Genomic DNA, 16,493 nt, shown 5'->3' with positions numbered 1-16,493 from the left:
CGGCGGGCACCGAGTCGCCCGACCCCGAGCAGCAGCGCCTGCTGCTGCTCTCGGTCAGCGGCGTGGCCGCCGGCCTCCAGAACACCGGCTGACCCGCCCCCTCCCTCCCTGCGCGAAACTTCACTTGCGCACCTTCATCGGGCTCGGGAAGGTGCCTAAGTGAAGTCTCGCGCAGGACGTCAGCGGATCTGGTGGTCGGTCGCGTGCCGCGCGAGACTGCGACCGTAGCGCTCGGTGAGCTGAACCATGAGGTCGGGCGTGTCGCGGTCGATCCCGAAGACATATCCGGGGAAGTCGAGTTCCTTCTGCGCCGCCCAGATCTCGTCGTGCCGATCGGGCGACAGCAGCTGCACCGGATCGCCGACCGCGACCCAGCCGATCGGGACGACGGTATCGGGCGCAAGCACCGTCCGCAGGTGCACGACGCTGTTGATGCGCACTTCGCAGCGGTCGCCGATGCGGGCGCCGTTGAAGACCCGCGTGCCCGTGGCGAGGAAGACCTCCTCACCCACCGTCGCGCCGCTGATCGTGGCGCCGGGCCCGACGAGCGTGTGGTCGCCGATGTGCACCGGGTTCGCAGCGCTCCCCCGGATGACGGCGTTCTCCATCACGATGACGTTCTCGCCGAGCGTGATGGGTCCGCCCTCGGCCGTCACGACGGCGCCGTGCAGCAGCTGGCAGTCCGCGCCGATCGTGACGTCGCCGCTCACGACGGCCGTCTGCGCGACCACCGCGTCGCGATGGATGCGGGGCCTGGCCCCGAGGTGCTCGAACTCCACTGTTCCTCCTCGATCAGCGTCAGCGTAGCGCGCAGGATGCCGCGGCGTTCACTCTCCGCCGGCGGGCGCCGGGGTCGGTGCGGGCTCGGGGAACAGCTGGTCGAGAAGCTGCAAGACCCACGCGATCAGCGCGGCGTCGCCCAGCGGCTCGCCGTCCGGCCGCGGCATCGGCACCACCAGCGCCTCACCCCCGGCCAGCAGCTTCGCCGCGGGGTACAGCCGCTGCAGGCGCACCCGCAGCGAGTCGGCGAGCGGTGCGGGCGCGACCCGGAGGTTCTGGCCCATCGCCACGAGGTCGGCGAGCCCGGCCCGCGCCGCGCGCCGGCGCAGCCGCGCCACCGCGATGAGCCCGTCGACCTCCGCCGGCGGATCGCCGTAGCGGTCGGTGAGTTCGTCGACGACCAGGTCGATCGCGTCGTCCTTCGCGGTGGCGGATGCTGCGCCCGAGAGCTTCTGGTAGGCCTCGAGGCGCAGTCGCTCGCTGTCGATGTAGGTCTCGGGGATGCGCGCGTCGACGGGCAGCTCGAGCCGCAGCTCGGTCGGCCCCTCGACATCCTCACCCCGGAAGGTGGCGACCGCCTCGCCGATCATCCGCAGGTACAGGTCGAAGCCGACGCCCGCGATGTGGCCCGCCTGCTCGGCACCGAGCAGGTTGCCCGCGCCGCGCAGCTCGAGGTCCTTGAGCGCGACCTGCATGCCCGATCCGAGGTCGTTGTTCACCGCGATCGTCTGCAGACGATCGGCCGCGGTCTCGGACAGCGGCTTGTTCTCGTCGTACACGAAGTAGGCGTACGCACGCTCGCGGCCGCGGCCGACGCGGCCCCGCAGCTGGTGCAGCTGGGCGAGCCCGAACTTGTCGGCGCGGTCGATGATGATCGTGTTCGCGTTCGAGATGTCGAGACCGGTCTCGACGATCGTGGTGCACACGAGCACGTCGAACTTTCGCTCCCAGAAGTCGTCGACGACCTGCTCGAGGGCGTGCTCCCCCATCTGCCCGTGCGCGACGGCGATGCGCGCCTCGGGCACGAGTTCGGCGATGTGCGCGGCGACCCGCTGGATGGACTGCACCCGATTGTGCACGAAGAAGATCTGCCCCTCGCGCAGCAGTTCGCGGCGGATCGCCGCACCGATCTGCTTGTCGTTGTTCGGGCCCACGAACGACAGGATCGGATGCCGGTCCTCCGGCGGGGTCTGCAGCGTCGACATCTCGCGGATGCCGGTGACCGCCATCTCGAGCGTCCGCGGGATCGGCGTCGCGCTCATCGCGAGGATGTCGACGTTCGTCTTGAGCTTCTTCAGCGCGTCCTTGTGCTCGACACCGAAGCGCTGCTCCTCGTCGATGATCATCAGGCCGAGGTCCTTGAACACGATCCCCTCGGTGAGGATGCGGTGCGTTCCGATCACGAGGTCGACGGTGCCCTCGCTCAGCCCGTCGAGGGTGTCGCGGGCCTCCTTGTCGGTCTGGAAGCGCGAGAGCGCCTTGACCTTGACGGGGAACCCGGCGAAACGCTCGGTGAAGGTCTCGACGTGCTGCTTCACGAGCAGGGTCGTGGGAACGAGCATGGCGACCTGCTTGCCGTCCTGGATCGCCTTGAACGCGGCCCGCACCGCGACCTCGGTCTTGCCGAACCCGACATCGCCCGAGAGCAGACGGTCCATCGGGATCGGCCTCTCCATGTCGGCCTTGATCTCGTCGATGGTCTGCAGCTGGTCGGGGGTCTCTGCGAACGGGAACGCCTCTTCGAGCTCACGCTGCCATGGCGTGTCGGGGCCGAAGGCGTGGCCCTTGGCGGCCATCCGCGCGGAGTACAGCTTGACGAGCTCGACCGCGATGTCGCGCACCGCCTTGCGCGCCCGGCCCTTCGCCTGAGCCCAGTCGCTGCCGCCCATCTTGGAGAGCACGGGAGTCTCGCCGCCGACGTACTTCGAGAGCAGGTCGAGCTGATCGGTCGGAACGAAGAGCTTGTCGCCCGGGTACCCACGTTTGGAGGGCGCGTACTCGATCACGAGGTAGTCGCGCACGGTCTTCACCGCGTTGCGTCCGCCGGTGGACACCTCGCGCTGCGTCATCTCGACGAAGCGGCCGATGCCGTGCGTCGCGTGCACGACGTGATCGCCGGATTTCAGCTGGAGCGGGTCGACGACGTTCTTGCGGCGCGATGCCAGCTTCTTGACGACCCGGCTGTCGCCGCCGATCGTGCGTCCGTAGAACTCCGCCTCGGTGAGCACGGCGAGCCGCGCGTGCTCGACCTGGAACCCCTCCTCGATCGTGCACTGCACGACGACGGCGATGCCCGGCTCGGGTGCGGCGGTCAGGTCGTCCTCGATGCGCGCGGCGAGACCCCGCTCGGAGAGCACGTCGCGGGCGCGCTCCACGAGACCCGCTCCGGATGCCGCGACCACGACACTCCAGCCGCTGCGGAGCAGGCTTCCGACGTGGGCGGTCGCCCCGTCGACGTTGCCGTGGAACGAGGGCACGGCGGTGCCGGGAACGCGGACGGCGGCCGTCTCACCGGGCGCCTGGTCGGTGTCGGCGGCGCCGCTGTCGAAGGGGTTGAGGGTCCACCACACCGCCCCCCGCTCGTGCGCGTCGTCTCGGAGGCGCGGGATCGTGAGGAAATCGCCGGCGCCGAGGTCGATCGGCGCCTTGGCGCCCGACGTCGCCGCACTCCACGCGGCTTCGAGGAACTCGCGGTTCGTGTCGCCGAGGGTGATCGCCCTCGAGACCGAGCGCTCCGGGTCGACGAGCGCGACCGCGGCCCCCTCGGGAAGGTAGTCGGCGAGCGAGACCAACGGCCCCGCGACGGCGGGAGTCAGGGACTCCATGCCCTCGACGGCGATGCCCTCGCCCATCCGCTCGAGCATCCCCGCGATCGCCGGAAACTCGTGGCGGAGTTCCCGAGCGCGCTGCCGCACCTCCGGCGTGAGGAGCAGCTCGCGACTCGGCGCGAGCTCGACCGAGGGGATGTCGCCGGGGAGGGAGCGCTGATCGGCCACCTGGAACGCACGGATCTGATCCACCTCGTCGCCGAAGAACTCCACCCGGCAGGGGTGGTCGGCCGTCGGCGGGAAGACATCCAGGATGCCGCCGCGCACGGCGAACTCGCCGCGGCGGGACACCATGTCGACGCGCGTGTACGCGAGCTCGACGAGGCGGTCGGAGACCTGCGCGAGATCGTGCCCCCGTCCCCCGACCGACAACCGGATCGGGACGATCTGCGACAGCCCCCGCGCGAGCGGCTGCAGCGCCGAGCGCACGGAGGCGGTGACGATGAGGGGGGACTTCCCGTCCCACGAGCCGATGGCGCTGAGGGCGGCGAGTCGGCGGCCGACGGTCTCGGCGCTCGGGCTCAGCCGCTCGTGGGGCAGGGTCTCCCACGCCGGGAAGTGCAGGAGCGTCGCTTCGGGGACGAGGGCCGCCAGGGCCGGACCGAGCGATTCCGCGCGGCGCCCCGTGGGGGTGATGGCCAGCAGGACCGGCGGACGGCCCGACTCCGCGCGCCGTCTCAGCAGGGCGGCGAGCAGCGGAGCGTCGAGCCCGTCGACGAGCGCGAACTCCGCATCGACGGATGCCGCGGTCAGCGCGTCGCGGAACGATTCTGCCCTCTCGAGCCCACGCACGATCCCCGAGACAGTCACCGAACGAGTCTAGACACTTCAGCCCGTCGCGCCGTGCCCGGGGCCGCGTCGGGCCCCCACCTAGGATGGGACCCGTGAGCGACCCGCAGCCCCCCTACGGCCATCCGGGATCGCCCCCGCCCGCGCACCCGTACGCCGCACCGTACGTCGTGCCGCAGCATCCGCAGTTCGCGGCCGCGGCGACCTACTCCGCCCCGCCCTCGCGCGCGCTCGGCGTCGTGGCCCTCGTGCTGGCCCTCGTGACCCTCGTCGCGGCGCCCCTCGTCGCGGGCATCGCCGCGTTCCGGATCGGCCTGGGCACGGGGCGCGATGTCGCGCTCCTGCCCGCGACGGCCGAGTGGAACTGGCGCGTCCTCTCACCCGTGCGCGACTGGGTGCTGCTCGGCGAGATCTCGTTCTGGGTCGGGACGGTGCTCGGCACGTGGGCGCTCATCCAGGGCATCGTCGCGATCGCGAAGCGACGCGGCCGCGGCCAGGGCATCGCGGCGGTCGTGATCGCCGTGGTCGCGCTGGGCGCCTTCGTCGTCGTGGCCTGGACCGCGCTGTTCCTCGGCTTGACCTCCGGCGCGTCGATCGGCGCCTAGCGCGAGTGCGCCCGCCCCGGATCAGACGCGTGGGGCGTGGAACCGCTGCTGTGCGGCCACGAGCCCCTCGCCGATCAGCTGTTCGACGGCATCCGCGGCCTCGCCCACGATGATGGGCAGCGACGCACGCTCGGCCGATCCGAAGGGATGGAGCACCCAGTCGGCGGGATCCTGACGACCGGGCGGCCGCCCGATGCCGACGCGCACGCGCGGGAACTCCGGAGTACCGAGCGCCTTGGCCACGTCGCGAACGCCGTTGTGTCCGCCGGGGCCGCCGCCCACCTTGAGCTTGATCGTGTCGAAGGGGATGTCGAGTTCGTCGTGAACGATGACCACGCGCGCGGGCGAGACGTCGAAGAAGCGCGCGAGCCCGGCGACGGGGCCGCCCGAGACGTTCATGAAGGAGTTCGGCTTGGCGAGCACGAGCTTCGCGGACCCCGGTCGCAGCCACGTCTCGGCTATGCGGGCGTTCGCCTTGTGCGATGTGAAGCCCTCGCCACGACGAGCCGCGAGCTCGTCGACGACGAGCTGTCCGACGTTGTGCCGGGTCGCCTCGTATCGCGGTCCCGGATTGCCGAGGCCGACGACGAGCCAGGTCTCCGCCACGCGCGTGCCCTTTCTGCATCGTCCGCCGGCCGAGGCGCCGTGGCGGACAGGGCCCGCCCACGACGAAGCCCGCCCCCACACTAATGCGGGAGCGGGCTTCGAGGGCGAAGGCCGATTACTCGGACGCGCCCTCCTTGGCCTCTTCGGATTCCTCTGCCTGCTCGGCGGCGACCGCGGCATCGGCCTCGGCGATCTCGTCCTCGGCGGCGAGGGTGTCGGTCGGCACCGAGATGGCGACGATCAGCGTCTCGGGGTCGACGACCAACGATGCGCCCTTGGGCAGCGTGAGGTCGGCGGCGGTGATGTGCGTGCCGTCCTCGAGACCGTCGACGTCGACCTCGATGCGCTCGGGGATGTGGGTGGCCTCGACCTCGAGAAGGACGGTGTTCGCATCCTGCGCGGCGATCGTGCCGGGGGCGGACTCACCGATGAGCGAGACGGGCACGTCGACCTGGATCTTCTCGCCCTTCTTCACGACGAGCAGGTCGATGTGCTCGATGACCTGGTGCACGGGGTCCTTCTGGACGTCCTTGACGAGCGTGAGCTCGTGCGAGCCGGCGACGTCGAGCTCGAGCACCGCGTTAGCGCGACGGATGAGCAGCGACACCTGGTGGCCGGGCAGCGCGACGTGCTTGGGCTCGGTGCCGTGGCCGTAGATGACGGCGGGGATCTTGCCTGCCGCGCGGAGGCGGCGGGCGTAGCCCTTGCCGAAGTTCTCGCGAAGCTCGGCGTGGACCTTGTTGTCGTCAGACATGGGGTTCTCCTTATGGGCGTGCAGCAGAAAATGCGCCGCACCGTGGTCTATGGGGTTTCGACTCGAACGCAGACGCGTGAGGAAAGCCTGGAAGCCCACTTCACCGCGTCGATAACGGATGCCGGAGCCGACGGTTTCGTCTTGTTCCGGATCCCTCGCCGAGGGTCGATCTCCTATCCTACCCGACGGCGCTTCTGATACCCGACCGCGCGTGGACGAGGCGCCGCGCCGCCGACGCGGTAGCGTGAAGTCACGCGCTAACGACCCAGGAGGACACATGTTCGACGACGCGCTTCTATCGCATCTGCTCGTCTGGGCGATCGGCGGCCTCGCGGCCCTCGGCGGCCTGCTCACCGTCGCCGCATTCTGGTCGATGGGCCGAGCGGCTTACCGCAAGGACTGAGCGCTCGCGCGGTGCGCGTCGTTTGCGTCGTCACACCGCAGCGTCGTCACACCACTGCGTCGTCACACCGCAGTGTCGTCACACCACTGTGTCGTCACACCGCTGCGTCGTCACACCGCTGCGTCGTCACACCGCAGGGGCTGCGCTCCGTGACGCGATAACCTGGGAGCATCCCCTGCGATGATCCGAGGAGTTTGCGCGTGCCCGAGAACGACCTTCCCACCGAGGAGCCGAACCACACGACGGGGACGAACGTCTCCACCGATCGTGCGGACGCCCCCGATTCCGCCCCCGCCCATGAGGGCGCCCCGGCGCCCGAGGATGTCCCACGTCCGGCGCCGGAGCCGACCGGTCCCGACGCCGCGGCGCAGTCGGTCGCGAACATCGGTGTCGTCGGCCTCGCGGTGATGGGCTCGAACCTGGCCCGCAACCTGGCGAGCCGCCAGGGCAACACGGTCGCGATCTTCAATCGCTCGTACGAGAAGACCGATCACCTGGTCTCCGCGCATCCCGAGGCGGGCTTCGTGCCGGCCGCGTCATACGACGAGTTCGCGGCGTCGCTGCAGAAGCCGCGCACCGCGATCATCATGGTCAAGGCCGGCGCCGGCACCGACGCGGTGATCGATGCGCTCGTGGACGTGTTCGAGCCCGGGGACATCATCGTGGACGGCGGGAACGCCTTGTTCACCGACACGATCCGCCGCGAGAAGGCGGTGCGCGAGACCGGCATCAATTTCGTCGGCGCCGGTATCTCCGGCGGCGAAGAGGGGGCGCTCACCGGTCCCTCGATCATGCCCGGCGGCTCGGATGAGTCGTGGGTCACGCTGGGTCCGATCCTGCGCTCGATCGCGGCGGTCGCCGAGGGTGAGCCGTGCGTCACGCACGTGGGTCACGACGGCGCCGGGCATTTCGTGAAGATGGTGCACAACGGCATCGAGTACGCCGACATGCAGCTGATCGCCGAGGCGTACGATCTGATCCGCCGCGGCACCGGGAAGACCCCCGCCGAGATCGCCGACGTCTTCGCCGAATGGAACAAGGGCGAGCTCGAGTCGTATCTGATCGAGATCACCGCCGAGGTGCTCCGCCAGCAGGATGCCGGAACGGGACAGCCCCTGGTCGATGTGATCCTCGACCAGGCCGGCGCCAAGGGCACCGGCGCCTGGACCGTGCAGACCGCGCTCGATCTGGGTGTGCCCGTCTCCGGCATCGCCGAGGCCGTGTTCGCCCGTTCGCTGTCGAGTCATCCCGAGCAGCGCGCCGTCGCCGGCGATCTGCCCGGCCCCAGCGAGGAGCTGACCGCTGACGACGTCGACGCGTTCATCGAGGACGTCCGGCTCGCCCTGTACGCGTCGAAGATCGTCGCGTACTCGCAGGGGTTCGACGAGATCCGCGCCGGCGCCGCCCAGTACGGCTGGAGCATCGACCTCGGCGCGGTCGCCAAGATCTGGCGCGGCGGCTGCATCATCCGCGCCCAGTTCCTGAACCGCATCTCGGATGCCTACGCAGCGACCCCCGACCTGCCCGTGCTGCTCACCGCCCCGTACTTCGTCGAGGCCCTGCAGCGCGCCCAAGGCGCATGGCGACGCACCGTGTCGACGGCCACGATCGCCGGCATCCCCGCCCCCGCCTTCTCCTCATCGCTCGCGTACTACGACGGCCTCCGCGCCCGGCGCCTTCCCGCCGCGCTCGTGCAGGGTCAGCGCGACTTCTTCGGGGCGCACACCTACAAGCGCATCGACAAGCCCGGCACGTTCCACACACAGTGGTCGGGCGACCGCAGCGAGATCGAAGCCGAAGACACCCACTGAGGCGAAGTGACGCTGACGTGCCGCCGGGCTTCCCCGGCGGCACGTTGCGTTTCAGGCCGGCGCTACGTTGTGGTTGCGTGAGAAGACGTTGCCCGGATCCCACTCGCGCTTCACTTTCGCGAGGCGCGCCGACGTCTCTGGCGAGTACATCTTCGCCACGACCGATCCGTCGACCGCCTGCGTGAAGTTGCCGTAGACACCACCGCCGCGCGCCTCGATCCGCGCCCACTCGTCCTCGACGGCCGCCCGCTGCTCCGTCGTCGTGCCGGGGAGGTCGAACGCCCCCGCCATTGCGAACCACGTTGCGCCCCGCGGGGAGAACGCGGTGGCATCGTCTGGGACGTCACCGTACGCGCCGCCGAGCGATCGCAGGAACAGCACGGAGGCAGGGTTGCTCTCGCGGAATGTCGCAAGCGCGTCGAGCACGTCGTCGTCGGCGTCCGTCAGGAGCGTGTTGCCCCCGATGAAGCCGGGCATGGGCTGGTTCGGATCGAACTCCGGCATCTCGAGCAGGATGTCGGGGTACGGCCGCACACCGAGGTCGTTGACCTCGACGCCGGACAGCGCGAGCACCGGGCCGAGGGCGGCGCGGGCAGCGTCCACGTCGTCGCCGATCCAGCATGCGGTGATCGTCGCGCCCGCGGGCGCGCTCGGATCCATCGCGGGCACATCAGCATAGGTCACGGTGAGTTCGCGGGGCGCGCCCCGCAGGGTGTCGCGGAGCGCACGAAGCACGGGCCGGGCGTCTCCCTGCAGCGAGAGCTCGCCGAAGACCACCGCCGGCAGCTCGTGCGCGCGGTAGTCGAAGCGCGTGACGACCCCGAAGTTGCCGCCGCCCCCGCGCAAGGCCCAGAAGAGCTCGGGGTGGCTGGCGGCGGAGACCTCGACCACGTCGCCGGCGGCGGTGACCAGCTGCACCCCCGTGAGCTGGTCGGCGGCCAGCCCCCAGGCGCGCACCATCCAGCCGATGCCCCCGCCGAGCGTGAGGCCGCCGACGCCGACCGACGCGGTGTCACCGGAACTCACGCCGAGCCCCGCCTCCGACAGGGTCCCGGCCACGGCGCCCCACGTCGCGCCGCCACCGACACGCACGAGGGTGCCGTCGATCTCGATGTCGGTGAGTTCGCCGAGGTCGATCGTGAGGCCGCCCGCGACCGTGCCCCACGCACTGTGACCGCCGCCGCGAACGGCGACCGCCACCCCCTCCGCGCTCGCCCATCGGACGGCGGCCGCGACATCCGCCACCGACGCGGCGCGCACGATGAGCGCCGGCTCGCCGATTCCCGAGTGGAAGAGGCGCGCGGCATCCCATCCGTCCTCCGCCGGGGCGATGACGCGCCCCGCGACCTGTTCTCGCAGTTCTTCGATTCGCATGGCGAAGAAACTACTCCCCTCCGCCGACGTCAGAGCCAACCCCTCCTCTTGAACACCACGTAGAGGGTCACACTCGTCGTCGCCATCAGCAGAAGCGCGAGCGGATAGCCGAACCCCCAGTGCAGTTCGGGGATGTTGTCGAAGTTCATGCCGTAGATCGTCCCGACGAGGGTCGGGGCGAACAGGATGGCCGCCCAGCTGGAGATCTTCTTGACCTGATCGTTCTGCTGCAGCCCGAACTCCGTCATCCGCCGCATCTCTTCGTTGCTCTGCTGCTCCACGAGGGTCGCGTGCACGGTGAGGGCGCTGCCCAGGGTCTGCCGGAAGGCCTCGACCTTTTCGACGACGCGCCGCGCATGATCGTCCACGTCGCGAAAGGCAGGCGCCTCGGGCTTGCCGGTCGATTCCACGACGATCGCCTGCATCCGCTCGAACACGTCGACGAGCGGGGAGGTCGCGTGCTGGAGTTCGATGACCTCCCGCTGCAGGCCGAAGATGCGCTTGGACACATCGGGATCGCCCGAGAAGAGCTCGTCCTCGATCTCATCGATGTCGTTCTCGAGGCCGACGATGACCGGAGCGTACTGGTCCACGACGTCGTCGCACACCGCCCAGACGACGGCGAACGGACCCTGCGCCAGCACCTCCGGCTTCGCCTCGAGCCGCCGGCGCACCGCGGCGAGGTCGGGGTTCTCCGCGTGCCGCACGGTGATGACGAAGCCGGGACCGAGGAAGACGTGGACTTCCCCGAACTCGACGGTCTCGGTGTCATCGAGGTAGCGTGCCGGCTGCAGCACCAGGAACGTCTTGTCGCCGTAGCGCTCGAGCTTCGCCCGCTGATGGCCCGTGAGTGTGTCCTCCACCGCGAGCGGGTGCAGATCGAGGAGCGCGGCGATCTCGCGCATCTCGCCTTCGGTCGGGCGGTACAGGCCGATCCACGCCATGCCGCCACGGGCCCGCGCATCCGTAACGGTGTCGACGACAGATCCGCTCGACACCCGCTTTCCCTCGACATAGACCGCGGCATCGACCAGTGGCATGAGCCCACCATAGATGCGCGCGGGACCGTAGATGCGCGCGGGGCCGCGCGTTCACAGCGGAGCCATAGCCGTCTCCATAGGAATCTCATAGGAAAGCCCGCACAATGGGCTCATGGCATCGTCTCCCGCCCTGCATCGCCCCGACGGCTCCGCCCTCCGCATTCTCGTCGTCGACGACGAGCAGATGCTCACCGACCTGCTGTCGATGGCGCTGCGGATGGAGGGGTGGGAGGTGCGCACCGCGGGGTCGGGCTTCGAGGCGCTGCAGGGCGCGCGCGAGTTCGCACCCGATGCCCTCGTGCTCGACATCATGATGCCCGACCTCGACGGCATGGCCGTGCTGCAGCGCCTGCGGCAGTCGGGCAACGACGTTCCCGTGCTGTTCCTGACGGCGAAGGATGCCGTGAGCGACCGCGTCGCCGGACTCACCGCGGGCGGCGACGACTACGTGACGAAGCCGTTCAGCCTCGAGGAGGTCGTCGCGCGCCTGCGCGGCCTCATGCGCCGCGCGGGATCGGCGTTCTCGAGCGATGCCGAGCCGATCCTCCGTGTGGGGGACCTGAGCCTCAACGAGGACAGCCACGAGGTCGAGCGCTCCGGCGATGCCATCGAGCTGACGGCCACGGAGTTCGAGCTGCTCCGCTTCCTCATGCGCAACCAGCGGCGCGTCGTGTCGAAGGCCCAGATCCTCGACCGTGTCTGGAACTACGACTTCGGTGGGCGCTCCAGTGTCGTGGAGCTCTACATCTCGTACCTGCGGAAGAAGATCGACCACGGGCGCGAGCCGTTGATCTCCACGGTGCGCGGCGTCGGGTACATGATCAAGGGTCCCCAGTGACCGAGGCGCGCGCGGCTCGTGGACGCCCCGCCTGGACGCTGCAGACGCGCCTGATGGTGACCGTCATCGGCATCGTCTCCGTCATCCTCGTCATCGTCGCCGTCGCGACGAGCGCCATCCTGGGGCAGGTGCTCGAGACCCGCCTCTCCGAGCAGCTGCGCTCGACGATGGATCGCGTCAAGATCGCGGGCGGGCCCGGCGGCGCGTTCGAGGGACCCGATGTCAACGCGAAGACGATCCTGGAGTCCTCGCCCCAGCAGGCCGGCTTCCTGCTGATCGTGAAGCCCTTCCTCACTCCCGCCAGCGGCGCGTTCGTCGCGGACGACCTGACCGTGACCGCGCTGACCGACGAGCAGCTCCAGGCCCTGGCCGACGGCCTCGACGGCCCCGGACCGACCACGGTGGAGATCGACGGCGTCGGCTCGTACGTCGTGCTCGCCGATGCGATCGATAACACCGTGGCGGTCGTGGGCCTCGCGCGCACCGAGGTGCAGCAGACGATCGCCCGCATGCTCACCACGATCGGGCTGCTGACGGCGGGCGGGCTGCTCGTGCTCGCCGCCGCGACGGCGTTCGTCATCCGGGTCGGTCTTCGTCCCCTCCGCTCCGTGGCCGACACCGCCACGCGCGTCGCGAGCGTCCCCATGGACCAGGGCGCCGTCTCCATCTCGGCGCGCGTGCCCGCCGACCAGGCGGATGATCGCACCGAGATCGGGCAGGTGGGCGCAGCTCTGAACACCCTGCTCGATCACGTGGATGCCTCGCTCGATGCGCGTCAGCGCAACGAAGAGCGGATGCGGCGCTTCGTCGCCGACGCGAGCCACGAGCTGCGCACTCCCCTGGCCTCGATCCGCGGCTACTCGGAACTCTCGCTGCGAGCGCTTCGGCGGGCGGAGGGACCGGTCTTCGAGGGCAGCGAGTCGGCGCTCGAGCGCATCCAGGCGCAATCGATCCGCATGACCCGGCTGGTCGAGGACCTCCTTCTGCTCGCCCGCCTCGACGAGGGGCAGGACCTCGTCTACGGCTCCGTGGACCTGACTCAGCTCGCCCTCGAGGCGGTGGGCGATGCCCGGCCCGCGGGACCGGATCACAGCTGGCGCGTCGAGGTCTCGGACGAGCCGGTCGTGCTCGCGGGCGACGCCGCTCGGCTTCATCAGGTCGTCGCGAATCTTCTCGCGAACGCCCGCATCCACACGCCAGCGGGCACCGAGGTGACCGTCCGGGTGTTCCGCGACGGCGCCGACGCCGTGCTCACCGTGCACGACGACGGGCCGGGCGTCGATCCCGCCGTCCAGGCGGATCTGTTCGAGCGCTTCGCGCGCGGGGACCGCTCCCGCGCACGGCAGACGGGGGGCACCGGACTCGGGCTCTCCATCGCGAAGGCGATCGTGACCGCGCACCACGGCACGATCGAGGTCGACAGCGCACCCGGCGACACGACCTTCACCCTGCGGCTGCCGGCCCGGCCGCACGCGCCCGTCGTTCCCTGAGGGCCCGCCCGCGGACTCAGTACCCGGCGAACGCGTCGGTCGTGAGCGACCGGGCCTTCTCCAGCGCGGGGGCGAGCTCGGCGATGAGCCCGGGAGGGCCGGAGATGTACGCGTGCCGGGCAGACAGGTCGGGGACGACCCGCTGCAGGCCCTCGGCGTCGAGACGCACGCCGCGGGCCCAGTGCCAGTTCGACGGCAGGTTCTCCGGCTCGTCACGGGTGAAGACGACGACCGGGATGCCGGCGGCCGCGATGTCGTCGCGGAAGACGAGCTCCGACGCCTGCGACGCGACGTAGACGAGGACGATGTCGCGATCCTCCTCGGTCAGCAGCATGCGCCGCAGCTGTGACACGAACGGCGTCACCCCGATGCCCGCGGCGACCATGAGCACGGGCGCGCCGGTGTTGTGCGGCAGCAGGAAATCGCCCCACACGCCCGTCACGGCGAGATCGCCCCCGGGGGTCACCGCGGCGAGGGCCTTCTTGTAACTCGAGGGATGCTTCGCCCCGCCCTCGCGGAAGGCGATGCGCAGCATCGGCAGGTCTTCGGGTGCCGAGGCGATGCTGAACTCCCGCCGTGTGCCGCGGGCATCCGGCCGCCGGTGCGGCACGTCGAGCTCGAGGTACTGCCCCGGGGTGAAGCGGACGGGCCGCTTCGTCGTGAATTCGAGCTGCTGCACGGTCGGCGACAGGGCGCTGCGACCCGACAGCGTGAGGCGCACGGCGCCGCGCACGGCGAACGCGAATGCGAGCAGGTTTCCGATGAGCAGCGCGCGCTCCTGGCCGAGCGTGAAGGGACCGAGGTCGATCGGCCAGCCCACCAATACGCCGACGAAGCAGGCGACGGCGAGCTGCTGCCACCGGCGCGGCGGCATCGTGAGCGGCTCCGACAGCATGAACGCCCCGAGAAACAGCACCGGCGATTGCAGCAGCGCCAGCGACAGCAGGTCGGGGGTCGAGATCTCGAACTGCGCGGCCTGGGCCTGGGCGGACAGCCGGAGCACCGTCACCGCAACCGCGACGACGACGAAGAGCGTGATGACCCGGAGCTTCTCGGTGCGGATGAGAACGAGCAGTCCCAGCACGACGACGGGCCCGGCGAGGTACGGCGTGCCCACCCACCACGCCGATGCGCCGAGGCCGGAGATGGTGAGGATCGCCGCGCCGAACGCCGCGGGGTTGAAGATGTGCCGTCCGCGCCAGGCGAGCAGGTACTTCGAGAGGGATGCCACGGCGCCGGCGAGCGCGATGCCCAGGAGCGCGGGCACCTCGATGCTCGGGCGCAGCACGAAGAGCAGGATGGCCGCGGTGATGAGCGAGGATTCGATGCGGTGCGGGAGCCGGATCACGCGCTGCGCGATCGCGTCGACCGCGTAGCACGAGGCCGAGAGCACCGCGAGCGTGGCGACCAGCTCGAGGGGGCCGGGCGCGAGAACCCCGAAGAACGACACGACGAACGCGACGGCCGCGAGAGTGCCCAGCGACAGGAGCACCAGCCGGTACATCGAGAAGCGGCCGAGCGCCTGGAGCACGCGGTTCCAGACCGCGGTGAGGGCGGAGATCACGTCACACCGGCCCGAGGGCCTGACGCGCCCGCGATCAGGGTGATGGAGTCTCGCGTGGGGTTGCTGAACGGGTGGGCGTCGTCGCCGGGGACGGCGAGACGTCCGGCGAGGGATGTGGCGCTCATGACTCCACGGTAGCGGGGCCCGAGAACAGCTCGGCCGCGCTGCCCGGGGAATACTCGACGCGACCGTCGGTGAGCATCCGCACCCACTGCACCCCCCACTCGTGCGCGAGCCGCGGACCACCGTCGAAGAAGAGGGCCGTCGCGACGGCGTCGGCGTGCATGGCGTCGGGGGCGATCGCCCACGTGGCCGAGATCGTGCGCACCGGCATCCCCGTGCGGGCGTCGAGCACGTGATGCAGGCCGTCGCCCCACGTGCGGCGGTTCGTCGCCGAAGCGCACAGCGCGGCATCCTGAATCGTCACGACGCCGATCGCGCGGGTCGCATCGAAGGGATGCTCGAGGCCGATGCGCACGGGCACCCCGCGCACGGCGAGGTCGCCGCTCGCATCGACCACGACGTCTCCCTCGACATGGGAGGTCACCACATCGAGCACGCGGTCGACGAGGCGGCCCTTGCCGAGCGCGCCGACGTCGATCGTCGCGGGCTCGCTCAGCGAGAGCCGCCTCAGGTCCCACGACACGATGTCCCGCCACGCGGCCGGGACCGATCGCGCGGGCTCTCCGGCCTCGGCCAGGCGGTATCCCGGCCCGTAGCCGAGGCGGTCGAGCGCCGCGCCGACGAGCGGATTGACCGCACCCCCGGTCGCGTCCGAGAGCTCGCCGTACGCAGCGAGCATGGCGTCGGTGTCGGGCGGTGCGAGGACGGACCGCTCCCCGCGGGCCAGTCGGGCGACGAGCGAGTCGGGGCGGAACCTCGACCAGGCGGCGTCGAAGTCGGCGATGAGGGTCGTCACCTCCGCGCGGGCGATGGGGCGGAGAGGCGTCGGGGTCTGGATCTCCCACGGCGTGCCGATCGCCTCGAACCGCCAGGACGCCGGCGCGGACTCGGGCACGCTCGACCCCGCGGCTCAGGCCGCGGCCTCGCTTTTGATCTCCTCGATCGCTTTGTTGAAGCCCCCGCTTGTCAGCGAGGAGCCGGCGACGCGGCTGACATTGATCTCGTCGATGCTCTTCCCTACGACTTCGTCCGAGATGCCGCCGATGAACTTGCCCTGGTACTCCTCGGTCTCGGGCTTCGTCGGGTGGCCGACCACCCCGACGTCGGTGATGACGCCGTCCGCGAGGGTGACCGTGACATCGATCGTCTCGATCGACTCCGGCGTCTGGTAGGAGCCCTCCGCCGTGTACGTGCCGTCGGTGTACGAACCGGTCGCCGCGGAGCCGGTGTCGGACGCGCCGGTATCGGTGCCGTCGTCGGCGCCGGCCGTCGAGGGGGAGGCGCCGCATCCGGCGAGGAGGAGCACGCCGGCGACGCCCGCGAGGGCGGCCCCGGCGCGGAGCGGGTTCGGGCGGAGGGGGTGCGGGAGAAGAGTGTTCGTGCGGATCATGTGTCCTCCTTCGTCGGGGCCTCGCTGGGGGGTGAGCTGTGCGCTACGAGGCATCCTTACAGCATTCTCCCCGCGTGCCCTATGAAGCGGCTTGGAGA

15 protein-coding genes are annotated in these 16,493 nt (G+C 70.6%); 5 read left to right on the top strand and 10 right to left on the bottom strand.

The features are described 5' to 3' along the window. Nucleotides 1-179: 179 nt before the first annotated feature. On the bottom strand, nt 180-779 hold the full coding sequence (locus tag VNT50_RS12910) for a gamma carbonic anhydrase family protein (protein WP_325485513.1): 600 nt from the start codon (nt 777-779) through the stop codon (nt 180-182). Nucleotides 780-827: 48 nt separating this feature from the next. Next, on the bottom strand, nt 828-4,418 hold the full coding sequence (mfd, locus tag VNT50_RS12905) for a transcription-repair coupling factor (RefSeq protein ID WP_325485512.1): 3,591 nt from the start codon (nt 4,416-4,418) through the stop codon (nt 828-830). Nucleotides 4,419-4,492: 74 nt separating this feature from the next. Between mfd and VNT50_RS12900 the strand changes: the two genes are divergently transcribed. Then, entirely contained in the window at nt 4,493-5,002 is a 510-nt protein-coding gene (locus VNT50_RS12900; RefSeq protein ID WP_325485511.1) for a hypothetical protein, read from the top strand. Nucleotides 5,003-5,023: 21 nt separating this feature from the next. Here the strand turns inward: VNT50_RS12900 and pth are convergent, their stop codons facing one another. Beyond that, nucleotides 5,024-5,608 (bottom strand): aminoacyl-tRNA hydrolase, encoded by a 585-nt coding sequence (pth, locus tag VNT50_RS12895; RefSeq protein ID WP_325485510.1) that lies wholly within the window; start codon nt 5,606-5,608, stop codon nt 5,024-5,026. A gap of 115 nt (nt 5,609-5,723) precedes the next feature. After that, on the bottom strand, nt 5,724-6,362 hold the full coding sequence (locus VNT50_RS12890) for a 50S ribosomal protein L25/general stress protein Ctc (RefSeq protein WP_325485509.1): 639 nt from the start codon (nt 6,360-6,362) through the stop codon (nt 5,724-5,726). A gap of 277 nt (nt 6,363-6,639) precedes the next feature. Between VNT50_RS12890 and VNT50_RS12885 the strand changes: the two genes are divergently transcribed. Further along, nucleotides 6,640-6,765, top strand: coding sequence for a hypothetical protein (locus VNT50_RS12885; protein WP_325485508.1), 126 nt, complete (start codon nt 6,640-6,642; stop codon nt 6,763-6,765). A gap of 383 nt (nt 6,766-7,148) precedes the next feature. Then, a complete protein-coding gene (gnd, locus tag VNT50_RS12880) occupies nt 7,149-8,576 on the top strand; it encodes an NADP-dependent phosphogluconate dehydrogenase (protein ID WP_325485514.1) in 1,428 nt (475 codons plus the stop codon). 51 nt (nt 8,577-8,627) lie between these two features. On the opposite strand, the gene VNT50_RS12875 is transcribed toward gnd, so the two are convergent. Together VNT50_RS12875 and VNT50_RS12870 are read right to left on the bottom strand one after the other, a co-directional pair. Further along, on the bottom strand, nt 8,628-9,950 hold the full coding sequence (locus tag VNT50_RS12875; RefSeq protein WP_325485507.1) for an FAD-binding oxidoreductase: 1,323 nt from the start codon (nt 9,948-9,950) through the stop codon (nt 8,628-8,630). A 29-nt stretch (nt 9,951-9,979) separates the two neighbouring features. Further along, nucleotides 9,980-10,990 (bottom strand): magnesium and cobalt transport protein CorA, encoded by a 1,011-nt coding sequence (locus VNT50_RS12870; RefSeq protein WP_325485506.1) that lies wholly within the window; start codon nt 10,988-10,990, stop codon nt 9,980-9,982. Nucleotides 10,991-11,102: 112 nt separating this feature from the next. On the opposite strand from VNT50_RS12870, the gene VNT50_RS12865 reads away from it, so the two are divergent. Together VNT50_RS12865 and VNT50_RS12860 are read left to right on the top strand one after the other, a co-directional pair. Next, nucleotides 11,103-11,828, top strand: a complete 726-nt coding sequence (locus VNT50_RS12865) for a response regulator transcription factor (protein ID WP_325485505.1) — start codon at nt 11,103-11,105, stop codon at nt 11,826-11,828. Further along, entirely contained in the window at nt 11,825-13,318 is a 1,494-nt protein-coding gene (locus VNT50_RS12860) for a sensor histidine kinase (protein ID WP_325485504.1), read from the top strand. Before VNT50_RS12865 ends, VNT50_RS12860 begins: the two co-directional genes overlap by 4 nt. Nucleotides 13,319-13,334: 16 nt before the next feature. On the opposite strand, the gene VNT50_RS12855 is transcribed toward VNT50_RS12860, so the two are convergent. From VNT50_RS12855 to VNT50_RS12840, 4 genes are read right to left on the bottom strand one after another with little or no spacing between them, the layout of a single operon-like run. Beyond that, entirely contained in the window at nt 13,335-14,882 is a 1,548-nt protein-coding gene (locus VNT50_RS12855) for an FAD-dependent oxidoreductase (RefSeq protein WP_325485503.1), read from the bottom strand. Next, nucleotides 14,879-15,007: a hypothetical protein gene (locus tag VNT50_RS12850; protein WP_325485502.1), complete on the bottom strand. Its 129-nt coding sequence runs from the start codon at nt 15,005-15,007 to the stop codon at nt 14,879-14,881. Before VNT50_RS12850 ends, VNT50_RS12855 begins: the two co-directional genes overlap by 4 nt. Beyond that, a complete protein-coding gene (locus VNT50_RS12845) occupies nt 15,004-15,900 on the bottom strand; it encodes an FAD:protein FMN transferase (RefSeq protein ID WP_325485501.1) in 897 nt (298 codons plus the stop codon). Before VNT50_RS12845 ends, VNT50_RS12850 begins: the two co-directional genes overlap by 4 nt. A 15-nt stretch (nt 15,901-15,915) precedes the next feature. Beyond that, nucleotides 15,916-16,395, bottom strand: coding sequence for an FMN-binding protein (locus tag VNT50_RS12840; protein WP_325485500.1), 480 nt, complete (start codon nt 16,393-16,395; stop codon nt 15,916-15,918). Nucleotides 16,396-16,493: the final 98 nt, after the last annotated feature.

Source organism: Microbacterium sp., assembly GCF_035554235.1.
Lineage (GTDB): Bacteria > Actinomycetota > Actinomycetes > Actinomycetales > Microbacteriaceae > Microbacterium.
This window is presented reverse-complemented; position numbering and strand designations above follow the sequence as displayed.